The following is a 16,166-nucleotide window of genomic DNA, read 5'->3' on the forward strand; positions in this document are numbered from 1 at the left end:
CTTGGCATTAAGCTTCTGCATGGGTACTGGCAACAGGAGAAGGCCCAGACGCGGCAGCCGATAACTCCAGGGTAACTCGCTGGTACTCGGCTTCCAACCGTTGCAAGGCCTGCTTCAGGGTATCCCAGTTTACAAAAGCGGGAGAGGGGTGGCGAGAGAGGTTCTCCAGCTCCTGACACATCTGAGCTAGCGACTTGGCCCCCAGGGTGCTGCTGCTGCCCTTGAAGCGGTGGGCCAGTTGGGCCACGGTTTGGGCATCTTGCCGCTCCAGAGCCTGGCGCAGGGATCCCAGCAGGGCCTGGCTGTCTTGCTGGTAGGTTTGCACCATCTCCTGCCAGTCTTCGGGGGATCCCAGCATGCTGCGTAGGCTGGCCAGGGTGTCGGGATCCAAGGCTGGCTCCGGTTTTTCTTCCGTGCAAGAAGAAGAGATTTCCTGCAAAGCGCGCTCCAGCACAGCCGGCTGCAGGGGCTTGGTCAGGTAGCCGTCGACGCCGGCGGCCTCGGCAGCAGCACGGCTTTCCAGGAAAGCATCGGCGGTGAGGGCAAGGATGCGTGGCTGGCGATCTGGGGGAAGTTCGCTGCGGATGCGGCGGGTGGCGGCCAGGCCGTCCAGCTCCGGCATGTGCAGATCCATCAAGACCAGGTCGTAGGCGCGCAGTTGCAGCGCCTGCAGAGCTTCCAGGCCGTTGGCCACGATGTCCGGCTGATAGCCCAGCCGCTCCAGCATTAGGCGGATGACTTTTTGGTTGACGGGGTTGTCCTCGGCTACCAAGATGTGCAACGGGCAGCGGCTGGCCAAAGGAAGCTGGGGTTCCAAGTTGGAAGTAACGGCAGGCACTTTTTCCTGGCAAAGCAGAGCCCGCAGTTGCGAGGCCTTGACCGGCTTGCTCAGGGCAGGAAAAGAGCCAGAACTTGCCAAAGCCGCGCTGCGGGCCACCAGCAGCAAAGGCCTCAGGGGGGGCTGCTCCTGCTGCAGAGCCTTGGCCAGGGCCAGTCCATCGCCATCAGGCAGGCTGGTATCCACCAGGGCCAGCTCAAAAGTCTGGGCCTTGGCCAGAGCTTGGGCTTCTGCTGCAAAGCTGCAGGCCGTTACCTGCATCCCCCAGGCCTGGAGCAGGCGAGCCAGGAGCTGCCGTTGGCTGGCGTTGTCTTCCACCAACAAAACCCGCTTGCCGGCTAGAGCAGCATCGAGGGCTGGGGCTGCCAAGAGGGCCGGATCCGGAACACGCAGCGGGACACGGAAACCAAAGGTGGATCCCTGGCCCGGCTGGCTTTGCACCCAGATCTCTCCGCCCATCAGTTGACAGAGGCGCTGGCTGATGGCCAAACCCAGGCCCGTGCCGCCGTAGCGGCGGCTGATGGAGCTGTCCACCTGGCTGAAAGGCTTGAAGAGGCGATCCTGCTTTTCCGGCGGGATGCCGATGCCGGTGTCTTGCACCTGGAAGCTCACCCACTGCTCCTGGGCCTCGACGGTTACCACCACTTCTCCCTGCGGGGTGAACTTGATGGCGTTGCTGAGGAGATTAGCCAGGATCTGGCGCAGGCGGTTGGGATCCCCCACCAGGCTGGCTGGCAAGCTGGGATCCACCCAGGCCACCAGCTCCAGATCTTTGCTCTGGGCTTGGGCGGCCATGAGATCCAAGAGCTCCTCCATGAGCTGGGGCAGGGAAAAGGGCGTTTCTTCCAGCTCCAATTTCTGAGACTCGATCTTGGAGAAATCCAAAATGTCGTTGATGAGGCTGAGCAGCACCTCGCTGCCGTAGCGGATGGTCTGCACCCAATCCCGCTGCTGCGGATCCAGGGGGGTATCCAGCAACAGGCTGGCCATGCCCATGATGGCGTTGATGGGCGTGCGGATCTCGTGGCTCATGGTGGCCAAGAATTCGCTCTTGGCGCGGTTGGCCGCCTCGGCAGCTTCCATAGCCGCCTTCATCTGCTCTTCCGTCTGCTTGGCCAGGGTGATGTCCCGCCCGGCAGCGTAGGCCAGGGATCCCGCCAGAGAGGCGCGCCACTCGATAAAGCGGTAGCTGCCGTCTTGGGTGCGGTAGCGGTTGACTAAGCCATCCAGGCGTCCTTCTTGCAGCAGCTTTTGCATCGCCTTCTGCGTGGCCAGCAGATCTTCCGGGTGCACCCATTCCCAAAAGGGGTGCTGCTGCAGCTCCTCGAGGGAACGGCCCAGAACAGTCTCCCAAGCAGGGTTGAGGCGGCGAAAATACCCCTGCTCGTCGGCAATGCAGAGCAAGTCCAAAGCTACCGAGAAGAATTGCTCCAGCTCTGCTTCGGCCTGCTTGCGGGCGGTGATATCGACGGCGGTAAACACCCAGCAAGGGATCCCCCGCAGCACCAGCGGCTGGACGAAGACGTCTTCCCAAAACTCCCGGCCATCCCGCCGTTGCCAGTGCCACTCAAAGCGGGCAGATCCCTGAGAGCGAGCTTGCTCCAGGTGAGGCTGCAGCGAGAACCCCCTTCCCTGCAGGGCCTGGCGATAGGGGGACTGCTCCAAAACGTCGAAGGCCCGCAGCTCCTCCAGGCTAGAAAATCCATAGGCGGCAAGGGCGCGCGGATTAGCCTCCAAGATCTCGCCCGTTTCGGCATGGCGAATGAGGATGGCCACGGCAGCATTTTCAAACAGGGCGCGGAACTTCTGCTCGCTCTCTTGCAGGGCTTGCTGTGCCTGCACCCGCTCCGTGATGTCGCGAATGATGAGCACCACTTCCTGCGCATTCAGAGGGGCAATGCGCACCTCCTCGTGGCGCACCTCGCCATCGATTTCCAGGCTTTGCTCGTAGCGCTGCAGGGTTTGGGTGGCCAGGGCTTGGCGAATATAGGCAAGCCGCCGCTCCGCCAGGTCTGGGGGCAGGAGTTCGTGGGGTGAGCGCCCCAGGTAAGTTTCTGGCAAGCCGTAGGGCCGCACCTCCCCCCCACAGCTCACTCCCAGGCAAACGCCCTGGCTATCGAGGTGAAAGATGAGATCCGGGATGGCCGCCAAAATAGCTCTTTGCCTTTCCTCGGCAGCTTTGAGCTCCAGCTCGGCCTGCTTGCGCTCTGTGATGTCCCGCACCAAGACGTAGAGCTTCTCGCTGCCGTGGGCAACGATACAGGCCCTGCGATACTGCCGCACCCCGCCTGGCAGCTCGATCTCGTACTCCAGGTATTCGACGCTCTGGTTGGCCAGAGCCCGCCTTCCCAGAACCTCGCATTGCTCCCTCAACGCAGCAGGCAAAATCTCCTGGAGCCGACGGCCAATGTAGTCCTCGGGGGGGCGCAGAGTGGCGAAGTAGCGGGGCGGCTTGCAGTCGAGGATGCGACCGTCGGCAGCGATCTCCAAAACCATATCCGGGATTGCCTCGTAGAGGGCGCGGTAGCGGGACTCGCTTTCCCGCAGTGCCTGCTCCCGATCGACCTGCTCTGTGATGTTGCGGCTGGTGATGAGGATCCCGTCCCCCACCGGCACCACCTGGTGGTGGATCCAACTGGCCTGCAAGCCTGGCTGGCCGGAGATGGGAAACTCCTCTTCCAGGGGGATGCGGGTTTCCACCACCCGCTTGTATTTTTCAAAAAAGCCAGCCGTGCGGTTGATGGGCAGCAGCTCGCACAGCCTTTGGCCGAGGATCTCCTCCCGGCGGCGGGAAATCAGCTCCTCCCCCTTGGCGTTGACATCCACAAAGACAAAATCCGCAATCTCGCCGGTAAAAGGATCCCGCACCGCCTCCAAGAGATAGATGGCATCTAAGCTGGCTTCCAGCGCTGCGCGGAAACGGGCCTCTGGGCTGGAAGTTGGCAGCGATCCCTTGAAAATGAGCTTGAAAACTCTCTTGAAGAGAGGGATCCGCCGCCGGAGCCAGCCAAGCCCTAGAAGCGCTCCGAGAACCAAAACAATCCCCCCAAGCATAAAGCTGGCCCAGCCCGGCAGCATTATCTCTATCCCCAGCTCTTTTCTGGTGGCGGCTGCTTCCAGCTTATCTTCTGGCTTCCGCAGAATCGCTCAGTTAAGTTGCGGAAAAAAGCTGCCCTACCCTGCCCTGGGAAAAAGCTTTTGGCAAAGGAGGAAACCATGGAAGCTAGCCTTAACGGGGGCGCCAGCGGCAGTAGAGTTTTTCCAGATCTACCCAGACCATCACTACTGTGCTAAAGCCGACGCAAATGAGCAGCTCAGTGAGGGTCAGTTCTTCTGTCCCGAAAAAGTCGCGCAGGAAGGGCACATAGAGCAGGGCCAACTGCAGCAGCAAAGTGGTCAGCACCGCCCCCAGCAGGTAGGGGTTGGAAAAGGGGTTGAGCTCGATGGTCAGCTTGTCGTTGGAGCGAACCGCCAGCGCATGGCCCATCTGGGCAATACACAGGGTGGTGAAGACCATCGTGCGCCAGTGAACGATGTAGGCTTCCACAATCCCCATCATGAGGATCGTCGCCAAGCCAAAGACGACGCCAATGCGCACCATGTAGGCGCCGAGCCCTTGGGCAAAGATGCTTTCTTTGGGGTTGAAGGGGGGGCGCTGCATCACCCCTGGCTCTGCTGGCTCCATTGCCAAAGCCAAAGCGGGCAGGCCGTCGGTTACCAAGTTCATCCACAGGATCTGCAGGGGCGTCAGCGGCACGTCCTCTAGGCCCAGAAGGGGTGCAGCAGCCACGGTCAACACCTCGCCGATGTTGCTACCCAGGATGTATTTCACGAAGCGGCGGATGTTGCTGTAGACCACCCGCCCTTCTTCAATGGCCGCCACGATGGTGGCGAAGTTGTCGTCCAGCAGCACCATGTCGCTGGCCTCTTTGCTGACATCGGTGCCGGTGATGCCCATGGCAATGCCGATATCCGCTTGGCGCAGGGCAGGGGCGTCGTTGACGCCATCGCCGGTCATGGCCACAAACTGGTTTTGCTTTTGCAGGGCCTGCACGATGCGCAGCTTGTGTTCGGGAGCCACGCGGGCGTAGACGTTGACCCTCTGCACCGTCTCCATCAGCTCCTCAAAGCTCAGCCGGGTGAGGGTGCGCCCATCAATGGCCTGGTTCTCGGAGTCGAGGATGCCCAGCTCGCGGGCAATAGCGATGGCGGTGAGTTGGTGATCGCCGGTAATCATCAGGGTGCGGATCCCGGCCTGCTGGCAGCGGGCTACCGCTTCCCGCGCTTCGGGCCGAGGGGGATCGTACATGCCCACTAGGCCCAGCCACACCAGGTTGCGCTCGATCTCCTCCAGGTTCTCCGGGATCCGCTGCAACTGCTGAGTGGCCACCCCCAAAACCCGGATGCCCTGGCCGGCGAGGCGGTTGTTGGCGCCCAAAATGGCCTGGCGATCGGCTTCTGAGAGCATCTGCCAAGTTCCGCTTTTCTGGATATAGGTGCACTGCTCCAGCACCAGCTCGGCGGATCCCTTGACGTAGACGCGGTAGCTGCCCTCCTCTTGCACCACCACGCTCATGCGCTTGCGTTCCGAGCTAAAAGGGATCTCCTGCACCCGCGGGTGCTGCTCTTGCAAAGAGGCTTTCTGCAGGTTGGCCTTGGCGGCAGCCACCAGCAGGGCGGCCTCGGTGGGATCCCCCAGGATCGACCAGGTGGGGGCAGCGCCGCGCTGGGCTGAGAGATTGGCTTGCAACAGGGCATCGTTGCAGAAGACCACCGCCCTGAGAAGGGCCTGCAAATCGGGGGCACTCTGGGGATCGATGGGCTGGCCGCCGCAGTAGAAGGATCCCTTGGGAATGTAACCGCTGCCGCTGACCTGGTAGTGGCGCTCGGGGGTGAGGATGTCGGTAACCACCATCTTGTTTTCGGTGAGGGTGCCGGTCTTGTCGGAGCAGATGGTGGTGACGGATCCCAGGGTCTCTACGGCCGGCAGGCGGCGGATCAAGGCGTTGCGGCGCACCATGCGCTGGGTGCCGATGGCCAAGGTAACCGTGATTACAGCCGGCAGCCCCTCCGGCACCACCGCCACGGCCATGCTGAGGGAAGTTTCCAGCAGCGCGGTGAAAGGCGCCATGCTCCCGGCCTGGAGCAGCCCCACGATCACCACCAGCGCCACCAAGGCCAGGGATCCCGACACCAGCACATTGCCCAACTGGCTCATGCGCCGCTGCAGGGGGGTGGGCTCGTTTTCTACCGTCTGCAGCAGCCTGGCCACCTTGCCCAGCTCCGTGTTCATGCCGGTGGCAGTAACCAAGAGGATCCCTCGCCCCTGCAGCACCTCGGTGCCCATGAAGGCCATGTTGCGCCGCTCGCCCAGCTCTGTGTCTTCAGGGAGGACACAATCAGCCTGCTTGGTGACCGGTACCGCCTCTCCGGTCAGGGCCGCCTCTCGCACCTGTAGGTTCACCGCTTCCGCCAAGCGCCCATCGGCTGGGATCTGCACCCCCGCTTCCAGCAGCACCCGATCCCCTGGCACCAACTGGTTGGCAGGGATCTCCTGCCACAGCCCGTCCCGCTGCACCCGCACGCTGGGGGAGGCCAATTTTTTTAGGGCCGCCAGCGCTTTTTCCGCCCGGCTTTCTTGCAAGTAGCCCAGCAGACCATTGAGGCCGACGATCAACAGAATGGCCAGAGCATCCTTGGGGAACTCGCCTTCCTGCAAGTCCAGAGTCGCTGAGATCGCCGCCACGGCGATCAGCATCAGCAGCATAACGTTGCGGAATTGGTCGAGAAAGAGCTGCCAGGCGCTGCGGCCAGAGGTGGAGATCAGCTCGTTGGGGCCGAATTCCCGCTGCCTCTGGATCACTTGCTGAGCGGTGAGGCCACGATCGGGATCGGTGTGCAACTTCTGGATGGCGGCGGCAAGGGGGAGGCTATGCCAGGCAGCAACCGAAGAAAGAGGGGATCCATCCGGTGGGATCATCGCGACCACTCGAGGGTTCTTGCCGAATTTTGACATATTCCTCGTCCCGGCGGAGCCGCTGTTGCCGGGCAACACTGCGCAAACAGCCCCTAGACAGCCGTTTGGGTTTTTCGGTGCTCTCGCCGCTATGCAAGCCAAAAGCTGCCCCACCGGCTTGCCTCCGCGTAGGGGCAGAACGGGGCTCCAGACCCAACTTTTCGGCCACAAGAGCGAACTGCTGCTGGAGCGAACCCTGGATATCTCTAGCGCAAGATTTCAGAATCCAAAACAGGCTCTGTCTGGGTGACGCGATAGTAGCCGGCCTGGGTACGAACCGAGGCCTGGTAGGGGCTGGGCAGATCCAGCGAGCGCAGGGGTGGGATGTTGGCGCGCTGGTTGAGCAAAGTGGTGAAGAAGGCGGTGGTTCGCCGGGCCTGGGAGCGCACCACCTCTTCAGGGAAAATCACTGGATCCACATCTTTGCCCCTATCTAGCAGGATCTCATCCAGGGCATCCCCCACTGGGTAGGAAGGATAGGCGATTTGGGCAAAAGCGGATCCAACCGGGAGCCCAGCAGCTAGACAACCCAGAACAATGGCTAAGGCCAGACGCATGTGCCGTGATTCCTCCTACGCTACAGCTTGTTCCTCAACACCGGAAAAAAAGCGAGATTTGGGCGTTGCCCACCAACTTTTACCCCCGGGGAGCCTACCTGTTGACCGGCAGCTAAGGCGGATTCTACTCGACATGCCTCAATTGGCAACCACTTGCAGCCCCCAACATGACAAGGGATCCCGCCGCCGACTAGGATCAAGATGCTCTGCTTGGGATCCATAAGCCTGTGAGTGTTCGCGTTCGCCTTGCCCCCAGTCCAACTGGAAATTTGCACATCGGCACCGCCCGGACGGCAGTGTTTAACTGGCTGTATGCCCGCCGCCACGGCGGCCAGTTCATCCTGCGCATTGAAGACACCGACCGCGAGCGCTCTTCCCCCCGCTACACCCGCAACATTTTGGCGGGGCTGGCCTGGCTGGGGCTGGACTGGGACGAAGGGCCCATCTACCAATCCAACCGCATCGCCCGCTACCAAGCGGTGGTGCAGCAGCTTTTGGAACGGGGGCTGGCCTACCGCTGCTACGTCAGCGAGGCGGAGCTGGAAGCAATGCGCGCCGCCCAAAAGGCCGCCGGCAAAGCCCCTCGCTACGACAACCGCCACCGCTTTCTCACCGAGGAACAGCGCCGCGACTACGAAGCCGAGGGCCGGCAGCCGGTGATCCGCTTCAAGATCGAGGAGCCCCTGGAGGTGTCCTGGGTGGATCTCATCCGCGGCCCCATCACCTGGAACACCCAGGACTTGGGGGGGGATATGGTGATCGCGCGGGCGGATGGCTATCCTCTCTACAACTTGGCGGTGGTGGTGGACGACATCGACATGGGCATTACCCACGTCATCCGCGGCGAAGACCACATCGGCAACACACCCAAACAGATCTTGCTCTACCGCGCTCTGGGGCATGAACCGCCGCAATTTGCCCATTCCCCCCTCATCCTCAACCCAGAAGGGAAGAAGCTCTCCAAGCGGGATGGGGCGACCTCGGTAACCGAGTTTCAGCAAATGGGCTTTTTGCCGGAGGCCCTCAAAAACTACTTGGCTTTGCTCAGTTGGTCGCCCCCAGATGGGGAAGAGCTTTTCTTGTTGGAAAAGGCAGCTACACAGTTTGACTTCGACCGGGTCAACCGGGCCGCTGCTCGCTTCGATTGGGACAAGCTCAACTGGATCAACAGCCAGTACATCAAGCAGCTCTCGCCGGCAGAATTGGTGGAGCGGCTGACGCCCTTTTGGCAGGCGGCGGGGTTTGACCTGGGATCCGTGCCGGATCCCGGTTGGCTGGAGGATGTGGCTCGCCTCGTTGCCGAGGGCATCGACCGCCTGACCGAGGCCCCTCCCCTCAGCCGCTTTTTGTTTCAAGAGCCCCTTAGCTATACCTTGCCAGCTTTGGAACAGTTGCGCCTGCCGGGGGTGGCGGAAGCCATGGCGGCCACGGCGGCCACGTTGGCCGCTGCCGAGTTGCCCCAGCCCGTTGCCGCAGACAGCCTGAAGCCGCTGGTGGAGCAAGTAACCAAAAGTCAGGGCATGAAAAAGGGCTTGCTGATGAAAAGCTTGCGGGCCGCCCTGACAGGGGATCTGCAGGGGCCGGATTTGATGGCCTCTTTTGCGCTGCTGCAGCGGCGGGGCTGGGCTTTGGGGCGGCTGGAGGCGGTGCAGAAGTTGGTTGCCTGACTGAAGTTTTGAGTTTGCTCAAGTTTTTGATTGCTTGCTGCTATGCCTTTGCAGGCTTGTGTCGATCCAGATTCCTCGTTGTTGATCCAGCTCCAAGCTGCCAACCAAATCGTCCAGGAACTGGTGCTTCTCTCTTCCCAGGGATCCTCAGAAGCGGCAGAGCCGGAGGTGCTGGAGCAGGGCTTGCGCAGGTTGGCCCAGACCCTGGTGCAGCAGATGGTGAGCCGCTTGGGCGTGGCCTCCGCCCGCCTTTGGTTTTTCGACCCGCAGGAGGGCTGCTTTCAGTCGGTGGCCCATGCCGGCCTGGTCAGCCCTGCCCATGATCAAATTGAGCGGATCTACCCCGATGACAGCCCTATGGGGCGTGTGGCCCAGCAAGGGTTGCCCCTCTTGAGCAACAACCCGGATCAAGAAGCCTGGATGCCTGCCCCGGAGTGGGTGAGGGCTAATGGCCTGCGGGGCTTTGTCGCCCACCCCATTAACCGCGGGGAGGAGCGGCTGGGCGCTTTGGCCCTGCTGAGCCGGATCCCTCTGCAGGCCAGCTTTGTGGAGGTGGTAAAGTTCCTCTGCTCCTATACGGCCAGCGCCATCATCAATGCCAAACTGCTGGAGCGCAGCCGTCGGCAGGCGGTGCGGGAGGCGTTGCTCAACCGCATCACCAGCACTGTTCACCGCTTTTTGCAGTGGGATCAAATCGTCAGCACTGCCCTGAGGGAGCTACAACAGGCCTTTCTCCCGAAAGGCGTGCAGGGGCTGAGCCGCTGCTGTTTTTACAGTCTCAACCCGGACCAGCAGACGGTTCAGGTCACCCACGAAGCCCTGAGCCCTGGACTAGCCCCTTGCCTACGAGAGGTGTACCGGATCCAAGACTTTGGCTCGCTTTGCGAGCGCTTGCGGGCGGGGCAGGTGGTGCAAATCGCCCTGCCTCTGCCGCCGGATGGAGATCTCCTGCCGCCGGCGGGGCTGGCTGCCTTCCAGGCGCTACAAGCTCGCTCGGCGGTGCTGATCCCGGTGCAGTCGGTGGGAGCGGAGATCGGCGGGAGGGATCCCTATAGAGGACGGCCCGGTGTGCAGGGGGGGATGATCGGGTTACTGGGGGTATGCATCACTACACCCCATCCTTGGCAGCCGGAGGAGATCGACCTGTTGCGCTCGGTGGCCTATCAACTGGCGATTGCCCTGACCCGTTCCAGCTTGTTCGAGCATGCCCATCAGCAGACGGAACGGCTGGCGCTGTTGCACTCGATCACAGCGGCGATTCGCTCCAGCCTGGATCCCACCACTCTCTTCCACGCGATCACCCAGCAGATCGGGGCGGCTTTTCAGGCGGATGTGTGTATCTTGGCCCTTTGGCAGCCGGAGCAGGAGCTGCTGTGCCCCGTGGGCCTCTATGCGCCGCAGCTTAATCCGTCCGTTCTCGTGAGCGGCACGGAGTCCTCGTTGGATGCCCTGCTGATGGGATCCCCAGAACTCTCGGAGACAATTCTTCAGGCCAGGTTGCGCTGGGCAGCCGGTCTGTTGGCCACCTTGAAGGAGCCGGTGGTGGTGCCGGATGACTTGCAGCCGCAGCGGCAGGGAAGTGGGCTGTTGTGGGTACCTTTGTATGACCATCCGCAGCGGCAGCAGGAGCTGTTGGGGGGGATTGCCCTGCTGCGCGGCTCCCGGATCCCTTCTCCTTGGCAGCCGGAGGATCTGGAGTTGGCGGAAGCCGTGGCCGAGCAGGCAGGGATCGCCCTCAAGCAGGCGCAACTGTACGAGCAGACCCGCATCTCGGCTCAGCGGGAAAGCCTGTTGCGCCAGCTCGCCCAGCGCCTCAGCGGCACCTATGATCCCCAGCAGGTGGTGCAGATTGCCCTCGAGGGTATGGCAGAGGCTTTGCAGGTGGATCGCTGCGATTTTATCGCGCCCCCTGCAACTCCGCAGCCTTCATCTGCTTCTCCCCCAGAGCCCCTGGCCATTCACCAGGAGTATCGTCGTCAGCCGGGGATCCCTTCCCAGGTGGGACAGACTCTGCCCCCTGAGCTGGGCCAGCTCATCTGGGCCAATTGCTACCGCCAGCTAGACACATTGCTGATTGCCGATGTCCACACCTTCCCGCTGCCTGCCCACACACGCCAAAGTCTGCTCCAGAACGGCATCCGCTCCCTGCTGGCTGTGCCGATAGTCACCGATGCTCGCCAGGTGGCCGGGGTGCTCTGTGCGTTCATGCCGTCGGTTGAGCCCGGCAAAACCGCCGATGCCGTCGGACTTGCTCCCGGAGACGCGGACTTGGTGAACGCGCTGGCGGACATTACGGCAGTGGCCTTGCAGCGGGCCTCCTTCTACGAGCAAGTTCGCCGTCAGGAGGCGACAGCAGCAGCTTTGCGGGGTCTAACCGAGGGGCGAGAGGCGGAAAGTCGTCGCTTGGCCGCCGATCTCCACGACCAAACCTTGGCGGATCTGGGAGCTTTATCTCGCCAGATTCAGGAGCTCTCTGGGGATCCAGCCGTTGGCCCCGCTGTCCAGACCCAGTTGCAGGCCATGAGCGCCCAACTGAGGGAAACCATGGCCGAGTTGCGGGGGATCGTGGAAGATTTACAGCCGACGGCCATGCGGGCCTTTAACCTGGGCCCGGCCCTGCGCAGCCTCCTGGAACGGGCCGCCCAGCGATCCCCGCATCCCCTCCTCACCCGTTTCGACAACCAAGCCGATGGCCTGCTCTCCCGCCTCAGCCCCGCCTGCCAGAGCAACATTTTCCGCATCGTGCAGGAGGCCCTCAACAACATCGTCAAACATGCAGGGGCACGGCGCATCGATCTCATCATTCAGCCCCGGCAGGATACTCAGGCTCTCTGCACCCACTTGGAGCTGAAGATCATCGACGATGGCTGCGGTATGCCGGAGTCCAAGGGTGGGGCGGATCCCATGCCTGGCCATGGACATGGGCTGCTCAACATGCACTACCGAGCCGAGTTGATCGGGGCCGCCATTGCCTGGCGTAACCGCCGCTTCGGCAGTGGCACGGTCGTGGAGCTGCGGATTCCCTTGCCCCCGACTCCCTAATTTCGTCCCCGGCCCCGCCCATTGACAAGGTAGCGGATGCAGCATTTTCGCTCTCAACCTGTTCTATAGTCATTGAAGCCTAGGGGATCCCCGGTTATCTGACCTATCTATGGGGGGATCCGCCGGCAAGACGGAGTTTTCACGCTGCGAGGAGAAGCATCGGTGGCCTATCGTGTGACTTTGATTCCTGGGGATGGCATCGGCCCGGAAGTGACCAAGGCGATGACCACGGTTTTGGAGGCTACCGGGGTTGGGTTGGAATGGATCCCGGTAGAGGCAGGGGTGGAGGTGATCGAGAAATACGGCACCCCCTTACCGCCCCACGTATTGGAGTCGATCCGAGAGACCAAGCTGGCCATCAAAGGGCCCATCGGCACTCCCGTAGGCACCGGCTTTCGCTCGGTGAATGTGGCCATCCGCAAAGAGCTGGATCTCTACGCCAACCTGCGCCCGGCCAAGTCCATCCCGGGGATCAAAAGCCCCTTTCAAGACATTGACCTGGTGGTGGTGCGGGAAAACACCGAAGATCTCTACGCCGGGATCGAGTTTGAGCAGGGCACACCGGCAGCCATCCAAGCGCGGGAAGCCATGATGCGCCTTTCCGGCAAACCCATCCGCGAGGGATCCGCCATCGGCATCAAGCCCATCTCAGACTTCGGCAGCCGCCGCATTGTCAAGTTTGCCTTCGAATACGCCCGCCAAAACGGCCGCAAAAAGGTAACTGCCGTCCACAAAGCCAACATCATGAAGTTCACCGACGGCCTGTTTTTACAGGTGGCGCGGGAGGTGGCCCAGGAGTACCCCGACATCGAGTTTGAAGATCGCATCGTGGACAACATGTGCATGCAACTGATGCAGAAGCCGCAGCTCTACGATGTGCTGGTGCTCACCAACCTCTACGGGGACATCATCTCGGATCTGTGCGCCGGCATGATCGGCGGGCTGGGGGTGGCGCCAGGGGCCAACATCGGGGATGGCATTGCGGTTTTTGAGGCCATCCACGGCTCGGCGCCCAAGTATGCCGGCCAAAACAAGGTCAACCCCTCTGCCCTTATCCTCTCCGGGGCCATGATGCTGCGCTACCTGGGCGAGCGGGAAGCCGCCGCGAGGGTAGAAGCGGCAGTGCAGTCGGTCATTGCCGAAGGCAAATACGTCACCTATGACCTGGCGCAAGGGGATCCCGTCGGCACGCAAGAGATGGCCGAGGCCATTGCCGCTCGCGTGCAAGAGATGGCCCCCCGCGAGTCCTAGCTCCCCTCTCCCAAGGGGTGAGGGCTCAATAGCCCAAAACCGGATCCACCACCCCCAGCAAAGGTTCCCCCAGCCGAAAGCGGCGCACATTTTCCCGCACCCGCTCGGAGAGGGCAGGAACAATCATGGCGTCGGTAATGGCTGTGTGGGGGGTAATGAGGCAATTGGGCAAGCTCCAGAGGGGATGCCCAGCCGGCAAGGGCTCAGGATCCGTGACATCCAAGGCGGCCCCGCGAATCACCCCCTGTTGCAGAGCGGCCACCAAGTCGGGGGTCACGATGTGTTTGCCTCTTGCCACATTCACCAGCCAACACTGGGATCCCATCTGCTCCAGCTCCCGCCGGGCGATGATCCCCTCTGTTTCCGGGGTGAGGGCCAAGGCCAGGATCACCACATCCGCCCCTGCTAGCACCGCCTGCCGTTCTGCCAGCGTCACCAGCCGGCTGGCTCCTGGCAAGGGATCCGCCCTGCGCCGCACCACGTCAATGGAACAGCGGAAGGGCTGTAACAACTGGATCAGCGCCTGGGCAATGCCCCCCGCCCCAAAGATGACCACGCGGCTGCCCCAGAGGCTGGTGCCGGATCCCGCCTGCCAAGTCTGAGCCAAAGCACGGCTTTTCAGATCCCGCAGGCCGGCCAAGGTGAGGGCCAGGGCATGTTCGGCCACCGCCTGAGCGTACACCCCCTTACCGCAGGTCCACACATAGGCGGGATCCAAAACCCCTGCCTGGGCAAAAGGTTCCACCCCTGCCCAGGGCAACTGCACCCAGCGGATCCCCTTTCCTTCGGCAAGACACTGCTTGAGCTTGGGCACGTCAAAGGCATCTGCCCACACCAGCGCCTCCGCTTCGGCCAACGGCACCAGCTCACCACCCCCTGCCAAAACGGCCTCTTGCAGCCAAGGACGCAGATCCCCAGGTTCGACGGCAATACGCCTGCCTTGGATGCCCATCGGAGCGCTTGAAGAAGACTTTCCCTTTGCCAGGATATCGCCGGCAGAAGGGGAAAAGCCTCAGGGGTCGGCCATCGACGGCAACTGTTAAGGGATCCCAAAGGGAGGATGGGAAGGGCTGCCAGAATCGCTAGGTTGGGGACTGGTGCCCTCGGTTGTTGTTCTTTGTGCTGTCATGAGCCTTTCTGAGTTTTTAACCTTGGTGCTGCTGCTCTTTCCGGGCATTTTGCTCTCTTTAATTTTGATGGCCACCTTTGCCGCCGGCGGATAGGGGCTACCACAAGTGTCGTCGGCTGGAGGAGTAGTCATTGATCAAATAGCAAAATCAAATAGCAAAAAAACGTTTCTCTACGTTGTTATTGCTACGCAACGCTGTCGCGAACGCACCACCCTAACTCCCCTCTCCCTGAGGGAGAGGGGTTGGGGGTGAGGGCCTCAGAAAGAGGGGTTGGGGGTGAGGGACGCTCAGGGAGAGGGGCCGGGGGTGGTCGCGTGAGCGGCGCGAAGCGCTTGGGTGCCTCTGGGAGAGGGGCCGGGGGTGGTCGCCTATAGCAGCCTGGAGCGCTCAGGTGAGTGGCAAAGTGTCTTAATCTTGTTTGAAGCGACTTAGCTCCAAGAGGCTAGAGCAGCAACGAGAGGGGCTGGTGAAGAGGGTTGCTTTGCCTAAAACCTTGGCCGCTGTGGGAGCGACTCTCCTCCTGCTCAACAGCCCGGTTGCCCCTGCCCAGACGCTCCTCGACCGGCAGCCTGTGCGGGTGGTGCAAGGGATCCCTTTGTACCAAGAGGAAGTCTGGATTGGGGACGATCGGATCCCGGTTGCCATCGTGGTCATTTCCCTTACAGCGGGCCAACTGCGCCCCATCTGGGCCAATCCTGCCAGTTTGGTGGGTCTGGGAGAGCTGTCTTCCTTTGGCCCTCAACAGGGAGCTGTGGCGGCCATCAACGGCGGTTTTTTCAATCGCAACACCCGCCAGCCGCTGGGAGCCATTCGTCGGGATGGCCGCTGGATCTCCAGCCCCATCTTAGGCCGTGGGGTCATCGCTTGGTCGGATGGGACGACAGGGCAATCCGTGCGCTTTGCCCGTTTGCAGATGCAGGCAGAGCTGCGCAACGACCTTGGGGATCGGATCCCGGTGGTGGGCATCAACAGTGGCTACATCCTGCCCGGGGTTGCCCAGTACACCCCTGATTGGGGATCCACCTACACCACCCAAACGGATGGTGAAATGCTCCTGATGGTGCGGCAGGATCAGGTGCAAGACATTCTGCCGGCAGGCCTGGCCGGTAGTTTGACGGTGCCGATCCCGCCCAACGGCTACGTATTGGCAGCGCGGGGTCTGGAAGGTGCCCTGGAAGCCGGCAAACTGATCGCGGGGGATCGCCTCAAGTTGAGCTGGACTGTGGATCCGCCAGAGCTGGCTGCCTACCCCCACATGCTAGGGGCAGGGCCGCTCTTGCTCTTGGACGGCCAAGTGGTTCTGGATGCCCAATTAGAGGGATTTCAACCCCTTTTCCGCCGCCAACGGGCTGCCCGCAGTGCCGTCGGTCAACTGGACAACGGACATTTGCTGTGGGTGACCGCCGGCAATGCCCAGGAAAACCAAGGGCTCACCCTGCTGGAGATGGCGCAGTTGATGCAGCAATTGGGCTGTCGCCATGCCCTGAACTTGGATGGGGGCAATGCTTCCACCTTGGTGCTGGGGGGAGAAACCGTCAATTTGCAACACCGACACCCAGAACAACGCACACCCCGAGTTCACAACGGCCTAGGGTTTTTCCCCAGTTCAAGTCGTTGACATACTTTCTGACATAGAGGGTAAGGGTTCTTGTTACCGAAAACAGC

Annotated in this window: 8 protein-coding genes; 4 read left to right on the top strand and 4 right to left on the bottom strand. The window is 61.9% G+C overall.

The window, feature by feature from the left end; genetic code table 11:
* Positions 1–7: 7 nt before the first annotated feature.
* The 3 genes from NW851_RS01175 to NW851_RS01185 form a co-directional block, all read right to left on the bottom strand.
* Positions 8–3,916: a PAS domain S-box protein gene (locus tag NW851_RS01175; RefSeq protein WP_414336647.1), complete on the bottom strand. Its 3,909-nt coding sequence runs from the start codon at positions 3,914–3,916 to the stop codon at positions 8–10.
* Between the two features lie 151 nt (positions 3,917–4,067).
* Positions 4,068–6,818 (bottom strand): cation-translocating P-type ATPase, encoded by a 2,751-nt coding sequence (locus tag NW851_RS01180; protein ID WP_414336763.1) that lies wholly within the window; start codon positions 6,816–6,818, stop codon positions 4,068–4,070.
* A 242-nt stretch (positions 6,819–7,060) separates the two neighbouring features.
* Positions 7,061–7,411: a hypothetical protein gene (locus NW851_RS01185; RefSeq protein ID WP_414336649.1), complete on the bottom strand. Its 351-nt coding sequence runs from the start codon at positions 7,409–7,411 to the stop codon at positions 7,061–7,063.
* Positions 7,412–7,638: 227 nt separating this feature from the next.
* Between NW851_RS01185 and gltX the strand changes: the two genes are divergently transcribed.
* The 3 genes from gltX (at position 7,639) to NW851_RS01200 (ending at position 13,371) form a co-directional block, all read left to right on the top strand.
* Positions 7,639–9,078, top strand: a complete 1,440-nt coding sequence (gltX, locus tag NW851_RS01190; protein ID WP_414333424.1) for a glutamate--tRNA ligase — start codon at positions 7,639–7,641, stop codon at positions 9,076–9,078.
* 42 nt (positions 9,079–9,120) lie between these two features.
* Positions 9,121–12,120, top strand: coding sequence for a GAF domain-containing protein (locus NW851_RS01195; RefSeq protein WP_414336651.1), 3,000 nt, complete (start codon positions 9,121–9,123; stop codon positions 12,118–12,120).
* Between the two features lie 162 nt (positions 12,121–12,282).
* Complete coding sequence (locus NW851_RS01200; protein WP_414336653.1) at positions 12,283–13,371, top strand: isocitrate/isopropylmalate dehydrogenase family protein; 1,089 nt, start codon at positions 12,283–12,285, stop codon at positions 13,369–13,371.
* Positions 13,372–13,396: 25 nt separating this feature from the next.
* Here the strand turns inward: NW851_RS01200 and NW851_RS01205 are convergent, their stop codons facing one another.
* Positions 13,397–14,323: a D-isomer specific 2-hydroxyacid dehydrogenase family protein gene (locus tag NW851_RS01205; RefSeq protein WP_414336655.1), complete on the bottom strand. Its 927-nt coding sequence runs from the start codon at positions 14,321–14,323 to the stop codon at positions 13,397–13,399.
* A 659-nt stretch (positions 14,324–14,982) separates the two neighbouring features.
* Here NW851_RS01205 and NW851_RS01210 point away from each other — a divergent pair.
* A complete protein-coding gene (locus tag NW851_RS01210; RefSeq protein WP_414336657.1) occupies positions 14,983–16,119 on the top strand; it encodes a phosphodiester glycosidase family protein in 1,137 nt (378 codons plus the stop codon).
* Positions 16,120–16,166: the final 47 nt, after the last annotated feature.

The sequence above is a fragment of the Synechococcus sp. H55.7 genome (genome assembly GCF_047462395.1).
Lineage (GTDB): Bacteria > Cyanobacteriota > Cyanobacteriia > Thermostichales > Thermostichaceae > Thermostichus.